The organism is Klebsiella sp. GFKo11, from assembly GCF_056490265.1.
In genome coordinates this window covers 5,899,309-5,920,640 of record NZ_CM151369.1, presented here as the reverse complement: position 1 = coordinate 5,920,640, position 21,332 = coordinate 5,899,309, and the positions used below count along the sequence as shown (strand labels likewise).

Annotated in this window: 17 protein-coding genes; 11 read left to right on the top strand and 6 right to left on the bottom strand. The window is 52.5% G+C overall.

Annotation, left to right across the window (positions count from 1 at the left end; all coding sequences use genetic code 11):
* Positions 1-95: 95 nt before the first annotated feature.
* The gene (gene dusA / locus AC07P6_RS28395) at positions 96-1,094 is read left to right on the top strand and encodes a tRNA dihydrouridine(20/20a) synthase DusA (protein WP_434660658.1); all 999 of its coding nucleotides are present in this window, start codon (positions 96-98) and stop codon (positions 1,092-1,094) included.
* A 141-nt stretch (positions 1,095-1,235) separates the two neighbouring features.
* Positions 1,236-1,478: an envelope stress response protein PspG gene (pspG, locus tag AC07P6_RS28390; RefSeq protein WP_182235641.1), complete on the top strand. Its 243-nt coding sequence runs from the start codon at positions 1,236-1,238 to the stop codon at positions 1,476-1,478.
* A gap of 177 nt (positions 1,479-1,655) precedes the next feature.
* On the opposite strand, the gene AC07P6_RS28385 is transcribed toward pspG, so the two are convergent.
* The gene (locus AC07P6_RS28385; RefSeq protein ID WP_304255119.1) at positions 1,656-2,639 is read right to left on the bottom strand and encodes a quinone oxidoreductase; all 984 of its coding nucleotides are present in this window, start codon (positions 2,637-2,639) and stop codon (positions 1,656-1,658) included.
* Between the two features lie 61 nt (positions 2,640-2,700).
* Between AC07P6_RS28385 and dnaB the strand changes: the two genes are divergently transcribed.
* From dnaB to AC07P6_RS28355, 6 genes are all read left to right on the top strand, one after another.
* Positions 2,701-4,116: a replicative DNA helicase gene (gene dnaB, locus AC07P6_RS28380; protein ID WP_181484027.1), complete on the top strand. Its 1,416-nt coding sequence runs from the start codon at positions 2,701-2,703 to the stop codon at positions 4,114-4,116.
* Between the two features lie 145 nt (positions 4,117-4,261).
* The gene (alr, locus tag AC07P6_RS28375) at positions 4,262-5,341 is read left to right on the top strand and encodes an alanine racemase (RefSeq protein ID WP_478315206.1); all 1,080 of its coding nucleotides are present in this window, start codon (positions 4,262-4,264) and stop codon (positions 5,339-5,341) included.
* 182 nt (positions 5,342-5,523) lie between these two features.
* On the top strand, positions 5,524-6,717 hold the full coding sequence (gene tyrB, locus AC07P6_RS28370) for an aromatic amino acid transaminase (protein ID WP_304255123.1): 1,194 nt from the start codon (positions 5,524-5,526) through the stop codon (positions 6,715-6,717).
* A gap of 195 nt (positions 6,718-6,912) precedes the next feature.
* Positions 6,913-7,626, top strand: a complete 714-nt coding sequence (gene aphA, locus AC07P6_RS28365; RefSeq protein WP_181484024.1) for an acid phosphatase AphA — start codon at positions 6,913-6,915, stop codon at positions 7,624-7,626.
* 142 nt (positions 7,627-7,768) lie between these two features.
* Positions 7,769-8,185, top strand: a complete 417-nt coding sequence (locus tag AC07P6_RS28360) for a secondary thiamine-phosphate synthase enzyme YjbQ (protein ID WP_181484023.1) — start codon at positions 7,769-7,771, stop codon at positions 8,183-8,185.
* Positions 8,186-8,187: 2 nt separating this feature from the next.
* Positions 8,188-8,541, top strand: a complete 354-nt coding sequence (locus tag AC07P6_RS28355; RefSeq protein ID WP_112215887.1) for an MmcQ/YjbR family DNA-binding protein — start codon at positions 8,188-8,190, stop codon at positions 8,539-8,541.
* 3 nt (positions 8,542-8,544) lie between these two features.
* Here the strand turns inward: AC07P6_RS28355 and AC07P6_RS28350 are convergent, their stop codons facing one another.
* The 3 genes from AC07P6_RS28350 to uvrA all read right to left on the bottom strand — a co-directional run bounded on the left by AC07P6_RS28350 (position 8,545) and on the right by uvrA (position 12,243).
* A complete protein-coding gene (locus AC07P6_RS28350) occupies positions 8,545-8,862 on the bottom strand; it encodes a hypothetical protein (protein ID WP_181484021.1) in 318 nt (105 codons plus the stop codon).
* Between the two features lie 2 nt (positions 8,863-8,864).
* Positions 8,865-9,275, bottom strand: a complete 411-nt coding sequence (locus tag AC07P6_RS28345; protein ID WP_478315205.1) for a hypothetical protein — start codon at positions 9,273-9,275, stop codon at positions 8,865-8,867.
* Between the two features lie 142 nt (positions 9,276-9,417).
* The gene (gene uvrA / locus AC07P6_RS28340; RefSeq protein WP_181484019.1) at positions 9,418-12,243 is read right to left on the bottom strand and encodes an excinuclease ABC subunit UvrA; all 2,826 of its coding nucleotides are present in this window, start codon (positions 12,241-12,243) and stop codon (positions 9,418-9,420) included.
* A gap of 250 nt (positions 12,244-12,493) precedes the next feature.
* On the opposite strand from uvrA, the gene ssb1 reads away from it, so the two are divergent.
* Complete coding sequence (gene ssb1 / locus AC07P6_RS28335; RefSeq protein WP_110274575.1) at positions 12,494-13,030, top strand: single-stranded DNA-binding protein SSB1; 537 nt, start codon at positions 12,494-12,496, stop codon at positions 13,028-13,030.
* A 102-nt stretch (positions 13,031-13,132) separates the two neighbouring features.
* On the opposite strand, the gene AC07P6_RS28330 is transcribed toward ssb1, so the two are convergent.
* A complete protein-coding gene (locus AC07P6_RS28330) occupies positions 13,133-14,683 on the bottom strand; it encodes an MltF family protein (RefSeq protein WP_478315204.1) in 1,551 nt (516 codons plus the stop codon).
* A gap of 599 nt (positions 14,684-15,282) precedes the next feature.
* On the opposite strand from AC07P6_RS28330, the gene AC07P6_RS28325 reads away from it, so the two are divergent.
* Positions 15,283-17,550 carry a TonB-dependent siderophore receptor gene (locus AC07P6_RS28325; RefSeq protein ID WP_478315203.1) on the top strand — a complete coding sequence of 756 codons (2,268 nt, stop codon included), beginning with the start codon at positions 15,283-15,285 and terminating at the stop codon, positions 17,548-17,550.
* A gap of 261 nt (positions 17,551-17,811) precedes the next feature.
* Here AC07P6_RS28325 and AC07P6_RS28320 read toward each other — a convergent pair whose 3' ends face one another.
* A complete protein-coding gene (locus tag AC07P6_RS28320; protein WP_181484015.1) occupies positions 17,812-18,162 on the bottom strand; it encodes a helix-turn-helix transcriptional regulator in 351 nt (116 codons plus the stop codon).
* 572 nt (positions 18,163-18,734) lie between these two features.
* Here AC07P6_RS28320 and bamA point away from each other — a divergent pair.
* Entirely contained in the window at positions 18,735-21,158 is a 2,424-nt protein-coding gene (bamA, locus tag AC07P6_RS28315) for an outer membrane protein assembly factor BamA (protein ID WP_478315202.1), read from the top strand.
* Positions 21,159-21,332 lie beyond the last annotated feature (174 nt).

Sequence of the window (21,332 nt, the reverse complement as noted above, 5' to 3'; positions counted from 1 at the left end):
CCGGATAGAGGAAGTGAACGCTGGCGCGATGCGCCAGTGGTTTATCTTTATGCTATAGTAGCGCCCCTTTTTACCCGGATGCTTATTTATTCGCCATGATGTCAGAATCAACGCCTACTGCTTTTGCTGCTCACCGTTTTTCCATCGCGCCGATGCTCGACTGGACCGACAGACACTGCCGTTACTTCCTGCGTCAACTGTCGCGCCATACGCTGCTGTACACCGAAATGGTGACCACCGGCGCGATTATCCACGGTAAAGGCGACTATCTGGCCTATAGCGAAGAAGAACATCCGGTTGCTTTGCAACTGGGCGGCAGCGATCCGGCAGCGCTGGCGCACTGCGCGAAGCTGGCTCAAGCGCGCGGATACGATGAAATAAACCTCAACGTCGGCTGCCCTTCCGATCGCGTGCAAAACGGCATGTTTGGTGCCTGCCTGATGGGTAACGCGCAACTGGTGGCGGATTGCGTCAAGGCGATGCGCGACGTGGTGTCTATCCCGGTGACGGTTAAAACCCGTATTGGCATTGACGACCAGGATAGCTACGAATTTCTGTGTGATTTCATTGAAACCGTGTCCGGTCGCGGCGAGTGCGAGATGTTTATCATCCATGCGCGTAAAGCCTGGCTTTCCGGCCTGAGCCCGAAAGAGAATCGTGAGATCCCGCCGCTGGACTACCCGCGCGTTTACCAGCTCAAGCGCGATTTCCCGCACCTGACCATGTCCATCAATGGCGGCATCAAGTCGCTGGAAGAGGCAAAGCTGCACCTTGAGCATATGGATGGGGTGATGGTGGGGCGTGAGGCTTACCAGAATCCGGGTATTCTGGCTTCGGTTGACCGGGAAATTTTCGGCATTGAAGGCATCGATCCCGATCCGGTTGCCGTGGTTCGCGCGATGTATCCTTATATCGAACGTGAACTGAGTAGCGGCACTTACCTGGGCCATGTGACGCGTCATATGCTGGGACTATTTCAGGGGATCCCGGGCGCACGTCAATGGCGTCGCTATCTGAGTGAGAATGCGCATAAAGCCGGTGCCGATATTAATGTGCTGGAGCAGGCGTTGCAGCTGGTTGCCGACAAGCGTTAATTTTTTCACTAAAACCTGGTCAAATTCACCACGCTTTGCGTTAATTACGCAGGGTGTTTTTCTTTAAATTCAATAGGTTAAATTTGGCACGTTTTTTGTAATATCCGGGAAGACATACAGAAATTCTTTGGGGAGAAGACGATGCTGGAACTCTTATTTGTTATTGGCTTTTTTGTCATGCTGTTGGTTACCGGCGTATCGCTGCTGGGAATTATCGCCGCAATAGTCGTCGCAACCGCGCTGATGTTTGTCGGCGGCCTGTTTGCATTAATGATTAAACTGTTGCCATGGTTGCTGCTGGCCGTTGTCGTCGTCTGGGTGATTCGGGCGATAAAATCGCCAACTGAAAGTCGTTATCGCCGTAATAACCGTTGGCGTTACTAAGGTATTGAGCGGTATGTCACAACCTGAAGATTTTTGCATAAAGCAGCGTAGGCTTTGCTTATTAAATCTGTCACTATTAGCGCGTTAACGAATTCATCGAGCTGTACCCTACATACAGCCGAACAAAAAAAGTAAGGGCTTCCCATGTGGAAGCCCTAAACTTTTGTGCTCCGGCCATTACGGCAATAGCAAACTCGAACCCTGCGTTGCCCGACTTTCCAGCACCTCATGCGCGCGTCTGGCATCGGTTAATGCATATTTTTGGCTCTCCGCCACATCCACTTTTATCACGCCGCTGGCGATCAGCGAGAACAGCTCATTGCTGGCTTCCGTCAGCTCTTCGCGAGTGGTGATATAGCCTTGCAGCGAAGGGCGGGTCACATATAGCGAACCCTTCTGGTTGAGGATCCCAAGGTTCACGCCGGTCACCGGGCCGGACGAGTTGCCGAAGCTGACCATCAGTCCCCGGCGCTGTAGGCAGTCGAGTGACGCTTCCCAGGTATCCTTGCCTACCGAGTCATAGACCACGTTAACTTTCTTACCGCCGGTTATCTCTTTTAAGCGCTCGACGATATTCTCGTCACGATAGTTAATGATCTCCCAGGCTCCGGCCTGTTTAGCGCGCTCAGCTTTTTGCGCGCTGCCGACGGTGCCGATCAGTTTAGCGCCCAGCGCTTTTGCCCACTGACAGGCAATCAATCCTACGCCACCGGCCGCCGCGTGAAACAGGAACGGTTCACCCGCCTTAATTTCGTGGGTTTTGCGCAGCAGATAATAGACCGTCAACCCTTTCAGGAATGAGGCTGCCGCCTGCTCGAAAGAGATAGCGTCAGGTAAAATGGCGGCTTTATCGGCAGGTACGTTATGCACCGAACTGTAGGCCCCCAGGGGGGATTGCGCATAAACCACCCGATCGCCCGCTTTAATATGCTTCACGCCGCTGCCGACTTTACTCACTACGCCTGCGGCTTCGGTGCCCAGTCCGCTCGGTAGAGAGGGGGGCGGATAAAGGCCGCTGCGGATGTAAGTATCAATGTAGTTGATACCGATGGCTTTGTTTTCTACCTGAATTTCGTGCTCCGCCGGATCCTTCGGTGTGAACTCCGCCGCTTGCAGAACTTCAGGCCCTCCGTGCTTGTGAAATTCAATACGTGTTGCCATGCTTCCTCCATAAATGTGGTAATCTTTCGACCCATTCACTATCTCGGTAACTCCATTCACTATGGCAGGAAATAAACCCTTCAACAAACCACAGACTGAACCCCGTGACCGCGATTATCAGGTTGCCGGGCTGAAAGTCCCGCCGCACTCGATTGAAGCGGAGCAGTCGGTGTTGGGTGGTTTAATGCTGGATAACGAACGCTGGGACGATGTCGCTGAGCGCGTGGTTTCAGAAGACTTTTATACTCGCCCGCATCGCCATATTTTTACCGAAATGGCGCGCCTGCAAGAATCGGGTAGCCCGATTGACCTGATCACGCTCGCGGAATCGCTGGAGCGTCAGGGGCAACTGGACAGCGTCGGCGGCTTCGCCTATCTGGCTGAATTATCGAAAAATACGCCAAGCGCAGCGAACATTAGCGCTTATGCCGATATTGTGCGCGAACGTGCAGTTGTGCGTGAAATGATCTCGGTGGCGAATGAAATCGCTGAGGCCGGTTTCGACCCCCAGGGCCGTACCAGTGAAGACCTGCTCGATCTGGCTGAGTCCAGAGTCTTCAAGATCGCCGAAAGCCGCGCCAATAAAGATGAAGGCCCCAAAAATATCGCCGATGTTCTGGATGCCACCGTTGCGCGTATCGAACAGTTGTTCCAGCAACCGCATGATGGTGTCACCGGAGTGAACACCGGCTATGACGACCTGAACAAAAAGACGGCGGGTCTCCAGCCGTCAGACCTGATTATTGTCGCAGCCCGTCCGTCGATGGGTAAAACAACCTTTGCGATGAACATCGTCGAAAACGCAGCGATGTTGCAGGATAAGCCGGTTCTTATCTTCAGTCTCGAGATGCCCTCGGAACAGATTATGATGCGTACGCTAGCTTCGCTGTCGCGCGTTGACCAGACCCGCATTCGTACCGGTCAGCTTGACGACGAGGATTGGGCGCGTATCTCCGGCACCATGGGGATCTTGCTGGAAAAACGCAACATCTATATTGATGACTCCTCCGGTCTGACGCCGACGGAAGTGCGCTCCCGCGCGCGCCGTATTGCCCGTGAACATGATGGTATCGGTCTTATCATGATCGACTACCTGCAGTTGATGCGCGTGCCGTCGCTCTCCGATAACCGAACTCTAGAAATCGCCGAAATTTCCCGCTCTTTGAAGGCGCTGGCCAAAGAACTTCATGTCCCGGTGGTCGCACTGTCGCAGCTTAACCGCTCTCTGGAACAGCGTGCGGATAAGCGCCCAGTTAACTCGGACCTGCGTGAATCCGGCTCCATCGAGCAGGATGCCGACTTAATCATGTTTATCTATCGTGACGAGGTGTATCACGAGAACAGTGATTTAAAGGGCATTGCCGAAATTATTATTGGTAAACAGCGTAACGGCCCCATCGGGACGGTACGTTTGACGTTTAACGGTCAGTGGTCGCGCTTTGATAACTATGCCGGGCCACAATACGACGACGAGTAAATCTCCGTCATCCTTCATGCCGCAGATGCGTTGACTACGCCTGTTCACCCCAGCCACTTAGTTTACTAAGCTCCCGGGGATTCTCAGGCTTGTCGCCTTCCTGCAACACGAATGATTTAGGAGATTCTTTTATTAAGGAATTTAAATGCAAGCGGCAACTGTAGTGATTAACCGCCGCGCTCTGCGACACAACCTGCAACGTCTACGCGAACTGGCTCCTGCCAGCAAGCTGGTTGCGGTGGTGAAAGCGAACGCCTACGGACACGGTCTTCTGGAGACCGCGCGAACGCTCCCTGACGCCGATGCTTTTGGCGTCGCCCGTCTCGAAGAAGCGCTACGCCTGCGCGCAGGCGGTATCGCCCAGCCGATCCTGCTGCTGGAAGGTTTCTTTGAGGCCGCCGATCTGCCGGTGATCTCCGCCCAGCGCCTGCACACAGCGGTACACAGCCCGGAGCAGTTGGCGGCGCTGGAAGAGGCTGATTTGCCCGAGCCAGTGACCGTATGGATGAAGCTGGATACCGGGATGCATCGATTAGGCGTCCTGCCGGAACAAGCGGAAGCGTTTTATCAGCGCCTGAGCCAGTGCAAAAACGTCCGCCAGCCGGTCAACGTGGTCAGCCATTTTGCCCGTGCTGATGAACCGGAATGCGGTGCCACCGAACGTCAGCTGGATATCTTTACCACCTTCACGGAAGGTAAGCCGGGGCTGCGTTCCATCGCTGCCTCGGGTGGGATTTTGCTGTGGCCGCAGTCGCATTTCGACTGGGCGCGTCCTGGAATTATTCTCTACGGCGTATCGCCGCTGGAAAACCAGTCGACAGGTGCGGATTTTGGTTGCCAGCCGGTGATGTCGCTGACTTCGAGCCTGATCGCGGTCCGCGAGCATAAAACCGGTGAACCGGTTGGCTACGGCGGTACCTGGATAAGCGAGCGCGATACGCGTTTAGGTGTGGTGGCGATGGGCTACGGAGATGGTTATCCGCGCGCTGCGCCGTCCGGAACGCCGGTGCTGGTTAATGGCCGCGAGGTGCCGATTGTCGGACGCGTGGCGATGGATATGATTTGCGTCGATCTCGGGCCCGGATCGCAGGATAAAGCGGGCGACCCGGTTGTGCTCTGGGGGGAAGGCTTGCCCGTCGAACGTATTGCTGAGATCACAAAAGTAAGTGCTTACGAACTTATCACGCGCCTGACTTCAAGGGTGTCGATGAAGTACGTGGATTAATACATACCTCGTTCGGGCTATGCTGAGGTCAGGTAGCCCGGACAGGGCGCGTCAAGCGCCGCCGCCGGGACAGTCACCGATTTGTTATTGCCCTGTTTTATCCACCAACATCCTCTCGATCTTCCTGCGCATCCGGTTTATTGTGTAATAACCTGCCTTATGTAAACCTGGAGAAACATCACGTGTTTCAGAAAGTTGACGCCTATGCTGGCGACCCCATTCTCTCCCTGATGGAGCGTTTCAAAGAAGATCCGCGTAGTGACAAAGTAAACCTCAGCATCGGTCTTTATTACAACGAAGATGGAATTATCCCGCAGCTACAGGCGGTTGCGGAGGCGGAAGCGCGCCTTAATGCTCAGCCGCATGGTGCTTCTCTGTATTTACCGATGGAAGGACTGAATACCTACCGTCACGCGATTGCACCGCTGCTGTTCGGGGCTGACCATCCGGTACTGGCGCAGAATCGCGTCGCTTCCATTCAAACTCTGGGCGGTTCCGGTGCGCTGAGAGTGGGTGCTGATTTCCTGAAATACTACTTCGCTGACTCGCGCGTATGGGTGAGTGATCCGACGTGGGAAAACCACATTGCAATATTTGAAGGGGCTGGCTTCGAAGTAAGTACTTACCCCTGGTTTGATGATGAGACCAACGGCGTGCGTTTCGAGGCTTTCCTGGAAAAACTCAACACCCTGCCGGAGCGCGATATCGTGCTGCTGCATCCGTGCTGCCATAACCCAACGGGGGCCGATCTGAGCAACGCCCAGTGGGATGAGGTGGTTAAGGTGCTGAAAACGCGCAATCTGATCCCCTTCCTGGATATCGCTTATCAGGGCTTTGGCGCCGGAATCGAAGAGGATGCCTACGCTATCCGCGCGATCGCCAGCGCCGGAATACCGATGCTCGTCAGCAACTCTTTCTCAAAAATCTTCTCCCTGTATGGTGAGCGCGTTGGCGGTTTGTCGGTGGTTTGCGAAGATGCAGAAACCGCGGGTCGCGTACTGGGACAATTAAAAGCGACCGTGCGTCGCAACTACTCCAGCCCACCGAATTTTGGTGCGCAGGTTGTGGCGGCAGTATTGAACGATACGGAGCTGAAAGCCTCATGGCTGGCGGAAGTTGAAGGGATGCGCACCCGTATTCTGGCTATGCGTCAGGAACTGGTTAACGTGCTCAAAGATACGGTGCCCGGAGGTAACTTTGATTACCTGCTTAAGCAGCGCGGAATGTTTAGCTATACCGGATTCAGCGCGGCTCAGGTTGATCGCCTACGCGATGAATTTGGCGTCTACCTGATCGCCAGCGGCCGCATGTGCGTGGCCGGGCTGAATTCACGCAATGTTCAGCGCGTGGCGCAGGCATTTGCAGCTGTAATATAAGTCTTTGCCTGACTTGTTGCCCTTGCCAGTATTTTGGTGGGGCAACTCCCTTCCTGAAGTGTGATCATTCTCTTTTTATATGACATCAAAGCAGAAAAACCTTTCTATCCGGGCTCGTCGGGGGTAAGGTTTTGGTGCATTAATAAGCACACACATTATTGAAAACTATAACGATTCGATTATTTAGGGAAAAATATGCGCAAGATTACCCTGGCCTTTGGGGCCGTCTGCTTACTGTTCGCACTAAATAGCTCCGTCGTTGCCCGCGCTTCCACACCGCAACCGCTGTGGACGGGCACTAATATGGCGAAACTCGCCGAACAGGCACCTATCCATTGGGTTTCCGTGGCTCAGATTGAAAATAGCCTGTTGGGACGCCAGCCGATGGCCGTCGGTTTTGATATTGATGACACGGTTCTATTTTCCAGCCCAGGATTCTGGCGCGGGCAGAAAACCTATTCACCTGGCAGCGATGATTACCTGAAAAACCCGGAATTTTGGGAAAAAATGAACAATGGCTGGGATGAATTCAGCATGCCGAAAGAGGTCGCTCGCCAGCTGATCGCGATGCACGTTAAACGTGGCGATAGCATCTATTTTGTCACCGGCCGCAGCCAGACCAAAACAGAAACGGTATCAAAAACCTTGCAGGATGATTTCCTGATCCCGGCCACGAATATGAATCCGGTTATTTTTGCCGGCGACAAGCCGGGACAGAATACAAAGACGCAATGGTTGCAGGAGAAGGACATCAAAGTCTTCTACGGTGATTCAGATAATGATATTGCCGCTGCTCGCGACGTCGGTGCTCGTGGTATCCGCATCATGCGGGCTTCAAACTCGTCCTATAAGCCACTGCCGATGGCGGGAGCTCAGGGCGAAGAGGTGATTGTGAATTCAGAATATTAAGCCGCCTAGCGGGTTAATCATTTATTGTAAAAACGGCAGCCCGCAAACTGCCGTTTTTTTGTGCAAAATAAAGCGTCAAAGGTTTTACCTTTTCGCTTATTGCTGCACACTTAGGAGGATTCACTGGTAAAAGGAGTCGTTCATGTGGCATCAGCAAACTCTGACCTTAGGGCCGAAATCTCGGGGCTTTCACCTGGTCACTGATGAAGTTCTGGGTCAAATTCGCGAGCTGTCGCGCGTTAAGACCGGCCTGCTGCATCTGCTGCTCCAACATACATCGGCTTCCCTGACGCTAAACGAAAACTGCGATCCGACCGTTCGCTACGACATGGAACAGCATTTTCTCAATGCTGTGCCGGACAACGCGCCGTATGAACACGATTATGAAGGTCCCGATGATATGCCCTCGCATATTAAGTCGTCGATGCTTGGCGTATCGCTGATGCTACCTGTTCAGGATGGGCGCGTCAGACTGGGGACCTGGCAGGGTATCTGGCTAGGGGAGCACCGTATTCACGGCGGATCGCGCCATATCATCGCGACGCTCACAGGGGAATAAAGATGACAATTTCGGAGTTATTGCGCTACTGCATGGCGAAATCGGGTGCGGAGCAAAGCGTGCATAGCGACTGGAAAGCCACGCAGATCAAAGTGGCAGACGTGTTGTTTGCGATGGTAAAAGAAGTGGAAGACAATCGGCCTGCGGTATCGTTAAAGGCCAGCCCGGAGCTTGCTCAGCTGTTGCGGGAGCAGCATCACGATGTTCGTCCCAGTAGACATTTGAATAAAGCCCACTGGAGTACGGTGTTCCTTGACGGCTCCCTGCCGGATTCGCAGATTTACTACCTGGTCGATGCTTCTTACCAGCAGGCGCTTGATATGCTCCCTGAAAGTAAGCGTAAGTTGTTGTCATAAAAACTACAGGCCGCCTAATAGCGCCAGCAGCGTGATATCAAAGAGTCGAAGCAGCGTGGACTGAAGATGCGTCTGCATCGCGATACGTTCGTTGTTGGCACGAATGGCGGCAATATCACGCTGCCCTTGCAGCAGCAGAATCAGATCGTCCTGGGTCAACCAGCCCCGTGCCTTCTCCTGTAAGGCCTGAAGCGTTAGCGTTCCGGCGTCGCGGATGCCGCTATCATCATCGTTAATGATGTCTTTTATTAGCTGTAACCACTCCGCCGTATTGACTCCGGCGTCAGTGAACTGGGTGCTGAGTTCCTCTAGGGTAGACATCATTATTTCCCTGAACGTTGTTGTTCGCCATTGATGGCCTGTTGGTAAAGGTTTTCCGTTTGTTTCGTTAGAACCGAGGCTGCGAAAGGCGTCAGTGCGGTATCCTGGCTGGATACTTGCGCGTATAGCCGCTGGTAGTTTTGCTTCAGTACCAGCAGATTATCCTGCCGCAGCGTATCGCTATTGTTTAACGCCAGGCTGAATAGCTGACGAATCTGGCTATCCTCTTGCCTGAGCAGCGGCCGAACGACAGGCGTTACCGCGGCATCGGTGATGAACTGGAGATGAAGTTGTTCCAGCATAAGTAACTGCTGATGCGCTGAGCTACTGTAGCTATCCACCCAACTGCAGGCGGTCAGCGCAAATAACGCAGCGGCGAGGGCGTATCGATAAAATCCGTGTTTTAAAGACATGATGCTTCCTGCAAGTAGTGGTTATGCAGCTATCGTCATGCCAGATGACGAACGGTCGCAAATCACAAATGCTCAGCAGGAAAAAATGAGGTGAAATGAGATTAAATGATGCCTCTTCCCCGCAGAGAAGAGGCAGATGAACTTACTTCAACATTGGTTTGAGGAAGTGTGCCGTATATGAAGCTTCACACTCGGCGACGGTTTCAGGCGTTCCGGAAACGAGGATTTCACCGCCGCCGCTACCGCCTTCCGGGCCGAGGTCAACAATCCAGTCAGCCGTTTTGATAACGTCCAGGTTGTGTTCGATCACCACGATGGTATTGCCTTGGTCGCGCAGCTGATGCAGAACTTCCAGCAGCTGTTGGATATCAGCAAAGTGCAGACCGGTGGTCGGCTCATCAAGGATATACAGCGTCTGCCCGGTACCGCGCTTGGACAGCTCACGGGCCAGCTTGACGCGCTGGGCCTCACCGCCGGAGAGCGTGGTCGCCGACTGACCAAGGCGAATATAGGTCAAACCGACATCCATCAGGGTCTGGAGCTTACGCGCCAACGCCGGAACCGCATCAAAGAACTCACGCGCTTCTTCAATGGTCATATCCAACACTTCATGAATCGTTTTGCCTTTGTACTTAATCTCCAGCGTTTCGCGGTTATAGCGCTTGCCTTTGCACTGGTCGCACGGCACGTAGATATCCGGCAAGAAGTGCATTTCGACTTTGATCACGCCATCGCCCTGACAGGCTTCACAGCGCCCGCCGCGTACGTTAAAGCTGAAGCGGCCAGGCGTATAGCCACGTGAACGTGATTCAGGCACGCCCGCAAACAGTTCACGCACTGGCGTAAAGACGCCGGTGTAGGTCGCCGGGTTAGAGCGCGGCGTACGGCCGATGGGGCTCTGGTCGATATCGATCACTTTGTCGAAATGTTCCAGTCCCTGTACGTCACGATACGGTGCCGGTTCTGCGATGGTCGCGCCGTTGAGCTGGCGCTGGGCAATCGGAAACAGCGTGTCGTTAATCAGCGTTGATTTACCCGAACCAGAAACGCCGGTAATACAGGTAAACAGGCCCACCGGCAGCGTCAGCGTGACATCTTTCAGGTTGTTGCCGCGCGCACCTGTCAGCTTCAGTACTTTCTCCGGGTTGGCCGGAACGCGCTGTTTTGGCACCTCGATTTTGCGCTTACCGCTCATAAACTGGCCGGTCAGCGACTCCGGCACCGCCATAATATCTTCCAGCTTACCTTCAGCCACGACCTGACCGCCGTGCACACCGGCGCCAGGGCCGATATCGATAACGTGGTCAGCGGCGCGAATGGCGTCTTCATCGTGCTCGACAACGATAACGGTGTTGCCGAGATTACGCAGGTGGATCAGGGTGCCGAGCAGACGCTCATTATCGCGCTGGTGCAGGCCGATAGAGGGTTCATCCAGCACGTACATCACGCCGACCAGACCTGCGCCGATCTGGCTGGCGAGGCGGATACGCTGGGCTTCACCGCCGGAGAGAGTTTCCGCCGAACGGGAAAGCGTCAGGTAATTCAGGCCGACGTTAACGAGGAATTTCAGACGATCGCCAATCTCTTTCAGCACTTTTTCGGCGATTTGCGCGCGCTGACCGGAGAGCTTCAGATTGTTGAAGAAGTCCATCGCGTGGCCGATGCTCATATCCGAGATGGTCGGCAGCGGCGTATTTTCCACGAATACGTGACGTGCTTCGCGACGCAGACGCGTGCCGCCGCAGCTGGTGCAGGAGCGGTTGCTGATGAATTTCGCCAGCTCTTCGCGCACGGCGCTGGATTCGGTCTCTTTGTAGCGGCGCTCCATATTATGTAAAACGCCTTCGAACGGATGACGGCGAACGGAAGTGTCGCCGCGATCGTTCATGTATTTGAATTCAATATTCTCTTTGCCTGAGCCGTAGAGAACGACTTTCTGTACGTTGGCGTTCAGCGTGCCCCACGGTGCTTCAACATCGAATTCATAATGTTCTGCCAGCGATTTCAGCATCTGGAAATAGTAAAAATTGCGCCGATCCCAACCACGAATCGCGCCACCCGCCAGCGATAACTCCGGGTTCTGGATAACGCGTTCAGGATCGAAATATTGCTGTACTCCCAGGCCGTCGCAGGTTGGACAAGCGCCTGCCGGATTGTTGAAGGAGAACAGGCGCGGTTCGAGCTCGCGCATGCTGTAGCCGCAAATCGGGCAGGCGAAGTTAGCGGAAAATAGCAGCTCTTCCGCTTTGGGATCGTCCATATTGGCGACGATGGCGCTCCCGCCGGAAAGCTCCAGCGCGGTTTCAAAGGACTCAGCCAGACGCGTGCTGAGATCTTCGCGCACCTTGAAGCGGTCGATTACCACTTCGATGGTGTGTTTCTTTTGCAGTTCAAGCTTCGGCGGATCGGAGAGATCGCAGACTTCGCCGTCGATCCTTGCGCGGATGTATCCTTGCCCGGCGAGGTTCTCCAGCGTTTTGTTATGCTCACCTTTGCGCTCTTTAATGATCGGCGCCAGCAGCATCAGACGCTGACCTTCCGGCTGCGAGAGCACGTTATCGACCATCTGGCTGACGGTTTGCGCCGCCAGCGGGACGTCGTGATCCGGGCAACGAGGTTCACCGACGCGAGCGTACAGCAGACGCAGGTAGTCGTGAATTTCGGTAATAGTACCTACCGTTGAGCGGGGGTTATGGGACGTTGATTTCTGTTCAATGGAAATCGCTGGCGACAGCCCTTCGATGTGGTCAACATCAGGTTTCTCCATCAGCGACAGGAACTGCCGCGCATAGGCGGAGAGCGACTCAACGTAACGACGCTGTCCTTCGGCATACAAGGTGTCGAAAGCCAGTGAGGATTTGCCTGAACCCGAAAGCCCGGTGACGACAATGAGTTTGTCGCGTGGGATAACGAGGTTGATATTTTTGAGATTGTGGGTGCGGGCGCCCCGAACTTCGATCTTATCCATTCACCTTTCCCGGTAGATACGCGGATTGCCTGATTTGCTTGAAGGACAAACGGCAGAAACGGCTAATTATGACACAATTTAACCTGTTTGAATATACAGTATTGGAATGCATTTTCCGACGGGCTGTGTAAAAATGTCAGGTCGCGCGTGATATCTGGAAGCTTCTTCGCAGCTATCAAAATACCACCTGGAAATGGTACACTCGCGCGTTTACACTATTTATTAATAAACGCATTCAGGAGAGACAAACATGGCCAGCAGAGGCGTAAACAAGGTGATTCTCGTCGGTAACCTGGGCCAGGACCCGGAAGTACGCTATATGCCTAGTGGTGGCGCAGTTGCCAACATTACGCTGGCTACTTCCGAATCCTGGCGTGACAAAGCGACCGGTGAGATGAAAGAGCAGACTGAATGGCACCGCGTGGTGCTGTTCGGTAAACTGGCAGAAGTGGCTGGTGAATACCTGCGTAAGGGTTCCCAGGTCTATATCGAAGGCCAGCTGCGTACCCGTAAATGGACCGATCAATCCGGTCAGGAAAAATACACCACCGAGATCGTGGTTAACGTTGGCGGCACGATGCAAATGCTCGGCGGCCGTCAACAGGGCGCAGGCGCTCCGGCAGGTGGCAACGCAGGCGGTCAGCAGCAGGGCGGTTGGGGTCAACCTCAGCAGCCGCAGGGCGGCAACCAGTTCAGCGGCGGCGCGCAGTCTCGTCCGCAGCAGCAGGCTCCGGCAGCACCTTCCAATGAACCGCCGATGGACTTTGACGACGATATCCCGTTCTAAGCGCGCCGTTTTGCTTTGTAAGTCAGACGTTGTGAAGTTATCTCTGAAAAAGCCCCATTTGGGGCTTTTTCTATTTTGAAAAGTAAATTGTCAGCCGGGTTTCTACGGCGTGGCTGGCGCGGTCTGCGCGTTTGTTGCCGGAGCAGTCTGGTTTTTTGAATCCGTTGTCGCCTGCTGCTTACGCGCCATTTCATCGACGATCAGTCGGTAAGCGATGTAGTACTTATAAATATTGCTCACATAGGTCACGGTCTCAGAACCAATTTTTTCGGCGGCCAGATACTCGACGTTGCCAAACCAAACGTTGGGGTCAAAGCCGCGCTTTTTGGTCTCGGTGCGCAGTCGGGCGATGCGCGCGGGGCCGGCGTTATAAGAAGCAAATGAGAACAGCGCCTTATCAAGCTGAGTCATCGGTTCATCCCCGTAATAATGGTCTATCATCCAGCGCATATATTTCACCCCCGCATGGATATTGGGATCGAGCTGCTTAATATCGCCGACCTTCAGCTCCCTACCGGTATTCGGCATCACCTGCATAACGCCAATTGCGCCAACGTGGCTCCGTACCGACTGATTAAGCCGCGATTCCTGATACCCCTGTGCGGCCATCAGCAGCCAGTCGACGTCATAGCGATCGCCGTATTTACGGAAAATTTCCACCATCGTGAGAAACTTACGTCGCTCCTTCTGCGCCGCCGCGTTTTTAACGTATTTAGCATCTTTCAGATAGCGCAGCAGGATCGTATTACCCAGCTTGCTGCCCTGGCTGTTTTCTTTGATGAAATGATTAAGTAACGTGAGAAGCTGCGGGCTGTTGCTGCGTACCGCCCAGCCAATATTGCCCTCGTTGCGCAGAATGATGTCCTGGTGAACCTGAATTTTTGGAAAAACCTGTTTCCAGAACATCGCCTTATGGCGATCGACCACGGTCAGCGGGATAAGTCCGGCACTGAGCATCTCTATTAAATCTTCATCCTCCAGCGCTTCGGGGGCTGGTTTAATAATCACGGGCGGCAGGGACTCTTGCGCAAAGCGCGCATTGAGCGCAACCAGGCTTGCGTAATAGCTCGACGATGTGCGCACAAATACCGTCTTGCCGGAGAGTTGTTGCAGATTTTCCACTTTAGGAGAGCCAGGGCCAGAAAGCAGCAGCTCCTGAACGTGGGAATAGATAGGCGCGGTAAACGTCATTTGCTGTTGACGTTCCGGTGTGATGGTCAGGTTAGCGGCGATGATATCCCCTTTACCGGCGTTAAGCGCGCTGATGAGCTGGTCGCGGGCAACGGGAACAAAAATGATCCGCACTTTGAGATGGCGATGCTTAAGCTTCTTCTCTTTCGCTAATTTTTGATTCAGGCTGCGTTCAAACTCCATAAAAATATCGTGCGTGGCGCCGCGCTGGGTGCCTTTGTTGATAAAGAAAAAGGTTTTGCTGTAGGTGGTTAAAACCCGGATTGTTCGTCGGTCGAGCATACCCGGCAAATCGCCCTGCCATGGTTGCAACATATCCTCGACGTTAACTTCAAGGGCCTCGCGTTCGTCTGGCTCAGCGCGTGTATTTTCTGAGGCCGCGTTAACCGAACTGAAAAATAGCAGGGCGGCAAGGCAGGTCAGCCAGCCGATAAGGTATCGATATGACGACAGGGTGTTCATGGCGCGGTGCTCCGCAGGGGGATTGTTTTATTCTAGTCAATCCTGCGCAGTTAGCATGCCAGGCAGTATGTATGAGGGACTACAAATCCGGATGTTAATTATTTAACAAGATCAGTGTTTATATTGCAATAATAAAATCGAGCTTATTTAAATAATTGTGGAAATAATATGGATGAATTGTGTTTTTTTAATGTAGATATAATTCATTTGTTTAATTTTGTCATGGTATTAAATAGATTTAAATTTTTTCATCTGTCTGTTTTTGCTTTGTATTTTAATTTATTTGCATGATGAATAACTATCAACTTGATAATAAATCTCATTTCTAATAACGTGGTTCGGCACAATAATCCTATTGCGTGCTGATCGGCAAACACTATCAAAGAATAGCGTGGCGCGTTTATTTCTTCGTGTTGCCAGGGCAAAAATTTCTATTTTTGGCGTAAATTTTGAATCGATATCCCGGTATTGCATCGGGAGGGCTCTGCTTACGCCAAAACCAGAGACGTTGCCCTATGCATGGAAGTCACTGCCGTTGTTTATATGACTGATGAAGAAGGCGTGCCCCGACAGCAATAAAAGAAAACAGGGCATATTCCATGAAACACTCTTCGCACTACTCGCTGGCCGTGCTGATCCACATGGCTATCCTGGGGGTGGCGCTGCCAGCGCTGGCCGCCGAGGGCAACACTTCAGACGAAACAAAGAAATCCGATACGGCGATTGCCGCAGAAAATCATGATGAAACGATGGTCGTGACCGCGGCAACGCAGAACCTGCAAGCCCCCGGCGTATCCACTATTACCGCCGATGAAATCCGCAAGCATCCACCGGCTCGCGACGTTTCAGAACTGATTCGAACCCAACCGGGCGTCAACCTTACCGGCAACTCCACCAGCGGCCAGCGCGGTAATAACCGCCAGGTCGATATTCGCGGTATGGGACCGGAGAACACGCTGATTCTGGTAGACGGTAAACCGGTGACCAGCCGTAACTCCGTGCGCTATGGCTGGCGCGGAGACCGTGATACGCGCGGTGATACCAGTTGGGTTCCGGCAGAAATGATCGACCATATCGATGTCATTCGCGGCCCTGCGGCGGCCCGCTACGGTAATGGCGCAATGGGCGGGGTGGTCAATATTGTCACTAAACCGGCGACCAGCGAGTGGCATGGTGCCTGGAATACCTATATGAACGCTCCTCAGCACCGTAAAGAGGGGTCGACGAAGCGCACGAACTTTAGCCTCAACGGCCCGCTGTCGGATGAGGTTAGCTTTAATTTATGGGGCAACCTGAGCAAAACGCAGGCCGACGCCCAGGATATTAACTCCGGCCACGAAGCGGCACGAACCGGTACCTATGCGGGCTCTTATCCAGCGGGACGTGAAGGCGTAGAGAACAAAGATATCCACGGCAAACTGCGCTGGGAGTTTGCGCCGATGCAGGCGCTGGAGTTCGAAACCGGCTACAGCCGCCAGGGTAATCTGTATGCTGGCGACACGCAAAATACCAACACCAGCACGCTGGTGAAAAGTATGTACGGCAAAGAGACTAACCGCCTATATCGGCAGACTTACGGGGTGACGTGGACCGGCGGCTGGGATAATGGCGTGACCAGCAATACCTATGCTCAATATGAGCACACCCGTAACTCGCGCATGAACGAGGGGCTGGCGGGCGGAACGGAAGGGATCTTCTCCGGAAGCGAATTCTCCGATATCGACCTGTCGGATGTGCTATTGCACAGCGAGGTGAATATTCCGTTTACCTTCGGGTTTGAGCAAAACCTGACGCTGGGGACCGAGTGGAACCAGCAGCGGATGAAAGATGGCGTATCGACGACCCAGTCTCTCTCTTATGGCTCTATTGACGGCATCTCGGCAACCGGGCGTAGTCCGTATTCCAGCGCTGAGATTTTCTCGCTGTTTACCGAAGACAATATTGCACTGACCGATAGCACCATGCTGACGCCCGCTCTGCGTTTTGACCATCACAGCATCGTCGGCAATAACTGGAGTCCGTCGCTGAACCTTTCGCAGGGGCTGTCGGATGACTGGACGTTGAAGCTGGGGATTGCTCGCGCCTATAAAGCGCCGAACCTCTATCAGCTCAATCCGAACTATATTCTGTACAGCAACGGACAGGGTTGCTACGCCAGCAGCTCCGCCTGTTATCTGATGGGCAATAGCGACCTGAAGGCAGAAACCAGCGTCAATAAAGAGATTGGCCTGGAGTACAAGCATGACGGCTATCAGGCTGGGCTGACTTACTTCCGTAACGACTACCACAATAAGATAGAGTCCGGCTACTCGGCGGTCAGTACCGCCAGCAACGGCACCACCAATATTTATCAGTGGGAAAACGTACCGAAGGCGCTGGTCGAAGGGCTGGAGGGCTCGTTAAACCTGCCGGTGAGTGAAACGGTCAACTGGAGCAACAATCTGACGTGGATGTTGCAGAGTAAGAACAAAACCACCGGCGATCGTCTATCGGTGATCCCGCAGTTTACGCTTAACTCAACCCTAAGTTGGCAGGTACGCAACGATCTCTCGTTGCAGAGCACCTTCACCTGGTATGGTCGTCAGAAACCGAAGCGCTTCAACTATAAGGGTGAAGCGGTGTCCGGCAGCGAGCTGAACGAAGTCAGTCCGTACAGCATTGTCGGCCTTAGTGCGACCTGGGATGTGAACAAAAACCTGAGTCTGACCAGCGGAGTGGATAATCTGTTTGATATTCGCCACTATCGCGCCGGGAATGCGCAGACGACGGGGAACTCGACGACCGGTGCTTATCTGTATGGTGCAGGCGCGGAGACCTATAACGAGTCAGGACGGACGTTTTATGTCAGCGTGAATACGCACTTCTAATTATCCGTTAATCACCAGCCGGGATATTTAATTATTCCGGCTTTTTTATTTTTGAAAGATGTGTCGCTGATATAAATGATGACAAAATCTCCACGGCCTCTACACAATTAACTCAACTTAGCAGCTTATACTTGTCTCTGTTGATCGGGTCTGCTTGATCCCGGAAACGATTAACAGTGGCATCCTGCCATTTCCATTCTAAAGTTGTTCCTCTTCCCCCTTCCATTCCCAACCGCAGCAATGCGGAGGAGGGGGAATCCCTTATTGGTGCGTATTCAGATTTTTACGATATTGGCTTGGAGTAACGGTATAATATCTCTTGAAAGTACGGTTAAAAGCGCTGATATCCTCATAACCAGCCATAATACAAATATCGACAATGCGAAAGGCGGGTTGCATCTGTAACAGATTAAGACATAGCTGCATTCGCTGCTGGCGAATATACTCCATTGGCGACATGTTAAAATAGTGGCGGAATAGGCGAAACAGATGCCACTCGGAATAGCCGGAAAAGAGGCTCAGAGCATGCATGGTGAGCTTCTTTTCAAGATTTTTTTTTATCCATTGCACTAATTCGTTGAGTACGGATTGTTGGATCTCATTTCGCGGCATGTTATCTACTCATTTCATCACTATGGGAACCGGGCTACATAATTTATACCCGTCATACTTCAAGTTGCTTGTGCGTTGGCTTTCCTCGCTCACCCCAGTCACTTACTGGAGTAAGCTCCTGGGGACTCACTGCGTCGCCGCCTTCCTGCAACTCGAATTATTTAGGGTATATTCAATATTTCTTCATTTTATCTACGGGATTATAGGTTAATTTCTCCCTGTTCCTGGTCTATCCCAGAGAGCATCATTCCTAACAAGATCTTTTCCCCCTTTCAACCAATGAGAAAGGGGGCTTTTTGTTTTTTAAATTAAAAAAACAAAATGATTAAATGGTTTTGATAGTGTCAGTAAACGCTTATATGACTAACGGTCAGGAAGAAAGTTCAATCCAAAAACAATTTTTTCAACATTCTCTAACATCCATTTTTTCTCCATTTTATCGTCATAATTGCGTGCAATTCTGCGCCTCGTTCAGGTTATTTCAGGTTGCGTCATATTCTGTCCGCCGGAAAGAACACTGTTATTCCCAGCAGATATCTGCTATTGCCAAATATCTTTTAGACGACACCTCCATGCTAAAAAAAACGAGTATCATCGCCGGGCTATTGATTTCTCCTTTAACGCTTTATGCATCAACCTCATATACCGTTGATGATATTCGTTTTGAGGGGTTGCAGTGCGTTACCGTCGGCGCTGCGCTGTTAAGCATGCCCGTTCATACGGGAGAAGAGGTCTCGAACGAGGATATCAGCGACTCGGTTCGTGCCCTGTACGCCAGCGGAAACTTTGAGAATGTGCAGATTCTGCGGGATGGCAGCACGCTGGTGGTGCAGGTGAAAGAGCGACCAACCATCGCCAAAATCAGCTTTTCTGGCAATAAGTCCGTAAAGGATGATGCCCTGAAAGAGAACCTGGCCGCCACGGGTATCGAAGAAGGCAGCGCGCTGGATCGCAACACGCTTACGGAAATCGAAAAAGGATTACAGGATTTCTATTACAGTGTGGGTAAATACAGCGCCCAGGTTCATGCAGTTGTCACACCGCTGCCGCGCAATCGCGTTGATTTAACCTTTGTTTTTCAGGAAGGCGTCTCGGCAAAAATCGCGCAAATTAATATTATTGGCAACCAGGCTTTTAGTGAAGAAACATTGTTGGACCAGCTGCAGTTGCGCGATACCGTACCGTGGTGGAACGTGATCGGCGATAAAAAATATCAAAAGCAAAAGATGGCGGCGGATTTAGAAACGCTGCGTAGTTATTATCTCGATCGCGGCTATGCGCGGTTTGTGATTAACTCCAGTCAGGTCAGTATGACACCGGATAAAAAGTCTCTGTATATCACCATTAATCTTGCAGAAGGTGAACGTTATAAAATCGCCAGCACGATGTTGACTGGCGATATGGCGCAGCATAATAAAGAGATTGAGGCGCTGGTAAAGCCGTTAACAAATAAATGGTATAGCGGCGCGGAAATTACGACGGTAGAAAATAGTATTAAGACGCTGTTGGGGAAATATGGCTATGCCTGGCCGCAGGTTAACACCGCCCCGGATATTGATGATGCGAAAAAAAGTGTGGTTTTGCATATCAACGTTAATGCAGGACGCCGTTACTCACTACGACAGATCCGTTTTGAGGGTAACGATACGTCGCGTGACGCGGTGCTGAGGCGTCAGATGCGCCAGATGGAAGGCGCGTGGCTGAACGATGAAAAAGTCGAACAGGGAAAAACGCGGTTGGATCGCAGCGGATTTTTTGAAACTGTTGATAAGCAAATCATCCCGGTAAGCGGTAGCCAGGATCAGGTGGACGTGGTCTATAAGGTGAAGGAACGCAACACCGGCTCTTTCAACGTTGGTCTGGGCTTCGGTACCGACAGCGGCGTGAGCTATCAGCTTGGCGTCACCCAGGATAACTGGCTGGGCACCGGCAATAGCGTTAGCTTCAACGGCACGCGCAATAACTACCAGTCTTATCTTGAATTGGGGGCGACGAACCCTTATTTCACCGTCGACGGCGTGAGTTTGGGGGGGGAAATTTTCTATAACAGCTACGATGCCTCTGATGCCGATAGCGGCAGTTACAATCAGCAAAGTTACGGCGTTGGCAGTACGCTTGGATTCCCGATCAGCGAGAACAACTCCCTCAATCTGGGCGTGGATTATGTTCATAACCGCCTGACTAATATGGACCCGGAACTGACGACCTGGAGCTATCTTAACTCACGGGGTATTTACCCCAGCGTGGTGACCAAGGATGGTGATAGCGGCGCAACCTACAGCGCTAATGACTATTTTGTCAGCCTCGGCTGGAGCTATAACGATCTGGACCGCGGCTTCTTCCCGCGTGCAGGGAATAAGAGCAGCCTGACCGGCAAGGTCACGGTACCCGGCTCGGATAACAGCTATTACAAAGTCACTTTTGATACCACGCAGTATTTGCCGCTGAACGAAAACAAAAGCTGGGTGTGGATGGAGCACCTGCGCGCGGGATATGCCGATAGGTTGAACGGCAAATCGGTGCCGTTTTATGATAATTTCTATGCTGGTGGCTCGACGTCGGTTCGCGGATTCTCCTCGAATACGATTGGCCCAAAAGCGGCTTACTATCGTTGTAATGGTTCTGAAAGTAGCTACAGCACCTGCCCGTTGGACTCCTCGTCCGATGCGGTTGGCGGTAACGCGATGGCGGTACTGAACAGCGAGTTTATTGTGCCAACGCCATTTGTGAATGACAAATACGCCGACAGCCTGCGCACGTCGTTATTCCTCGATGCGGGGACGGTATGGAGCACCTCCTGGCAAAATACCGGCCAGACGTTGGCCGCGGGGATCCCAGACTATGGCGATCCGTCGCATATTCGCATGTCCGCCGGGATTGCGGTGCAGTGGATGTCGCCGCTAGGTCCGCTGGTCTTCTCATGGGCCGAGCCGTTTAAAAAATATGATGGTGATAAAGCCGAGCAGTTCCAGTTTAATATCGGAAAAACCTGGTAATAACGCCTGCGGCTTACCCAAAAACGAGTACAGGCTGCCCTAAACGGCAGCCTGTAATTTATTGTAAATATATTTTAGTTTATATACCAAAAATAATTCGAGTTGCAGGAAGGCGGCAAGGGAGAAAGTCCCGATGAGCTTACTTGAGTAAGTGATTCGGGCGAACGAGCGTAG

Excerpts from the sequence above, each read along its gene's own strand:
- dusA (WP_434660658.1), top strand. The coding sequence starts at position 96 with ATGATGTCAGAATCAACGCCTACTGCTTTTGCTGCTCACCGTTTTTCC.
- pspG (WP_182235641.1), top strand. The coding sequence starts at position 1,236 with ATGCTGGAACTCTTATTTGTTATTGGCTTTTTTGTCATGCTGTTGGTT.
- AC07P6_RS28385 (WP_304255119.1), bottom strand. The coding sequence starts at position 2,639 with ATGGCAACACGTATTGAATTTCACAAGCACGGAGGGCCTGAAGTTCTG.
- dnaB (WP_181484027.1), top strand. The coding sequence starts at position 2,701 with ATGGCAGGAAATAAACCCTTCAACAAACCACAGACTGAACCCCGTGAC.
- alr (WP_478315206.1), top strand. The coding sequence starts at position 4,262 with ATGCAAGCGGCAACTGTAGTGATTAACCGCCGCGCTCTGCGACACAAC.
- aphA (WP_181484024.1), top strand. The coding sequence starts at position 6,913 with ATGCGCAAGATTACCCTGGCCTTTGGGGCCGTCTGCTTACTGTTCGCA.
- AC07P6_RS28360 (WP_181484023.1), top strand. The coding sequence starts at position 7,769 with ATGTGGCATCAGCAAACTCTGACCTTAGGGCCGAAATCTCGGGGCTTT.
- AC07P6_RS28355 (WP_112215887.1), top strand. The coding sequence starts at position 8,188 with ATGACAATTTCGGAGTTATTGCGCTACTGCATGGCGAAATCGGGTGCG.
- AC07P6_RS28350 (WP_181484021.1), bottom strand. The coding sequence starts at position 8,862 with ATGTCTACCCTAGAGGAACTCAGCACCCAGTTCACTGACGCCGGAGTC.
- AC07P6_RS28345 (WP_478315205.1), bottom strand. The coding sequence starts at position 9,275 with ATGTCTTTAAAACACGGATTTTATCGATACGCCCTCGCCGCTGCGTTA.
- uvrA (WP_181484019.1), bottom strand. The coding sequence starts at position 12,243 with ATGGATAAGATCGAAGTTCGGGGCGCCCGCACCCACAATCTCAAAAAT.
- ssb1 (WP_110274575.1), top strand. The coding sequence starts at position 12,494 with ATGGCCAGCAGAGGCGTAAACAAGGTGATTCTCGTCGGTAACCTGGGC.
- AC07P6_RS28330 (WP_478315204.1), bottom strand. The coding sequence starts at position 14,683 with ATGAACACCCTGTCGTCATATCGATACCTTATCGGCTGGCTGACCTGC.
- AC07P6_RS28325 (WP_478315203.1), top strand. The coding sequence starts at position 15,283 with ATGAAACACTCTTCGCACTACTCGCTGGCCGTGCTGATCCACATGGCT.
- AC07P6_RS28320 (WP_181484015.1), bottom strand. The coding sequence starts at position 18,162 with ATGCCGCGAAATGAGATCCAACAATCCGTACTCAACGAATTAGTGCAA.
- bamA (WP_478315202.1), top strand. The coding sequence starts at position 18,735 with ATGCTAAAAAAAACGAGTATCATCGCCGGGCTATTGATTTCTCCTTTA.